General features: G+C 68.7%; 1 protein-coding gene. It reads right to left on the minus strand.

Going from position 1 to position 233, the window contains the following annotated elements; genetic code table 11:
* Nucleotides 1-233, minus strand: a 233-nt coding sequence (locus KVS69_RS20695; RefSeq protein ID WP_217540222.1) for a peptidogalycan biosysnthesis protein, incomplete at both ends; no start/stop codon positions are given.

A 233-nucleotide genomic window follows, 5' to 3' on the forward strand; every position in this document is an offset into this window, starting at 1 on the left:
CGTACCGGGTGTGGCAGGAAGCCACGCGCCAGCTTGTGCTCTCCCTGCGCGCCGGGCTCGAAACGGGTGAGCCCTTCGCGCAGGCAGGACTCGATACCCTGGTAGTAGCAGGATTCAAAGTGCAGGCCGGGCAGGGTGGCGCCGCCCCAGTTGCGCCCGTACAGGGAATCGCTACCGCGCAGGCACAGCGCGCCGGCGATCGGCTGGCCCACCAGCATGGCCAGGAAGATCAC

This window comes from Stenotrophomonas sp. GbtcB23 (assembly GCF_019091045.1).
Classification (GTDB): Bacteria; Pseudomonadota; Gammaproteobacteria; order Xanthomonadales; family Xanthomonadaceae; genus Stenotrophomonas; species Stenotrophomonas rhizophila_A.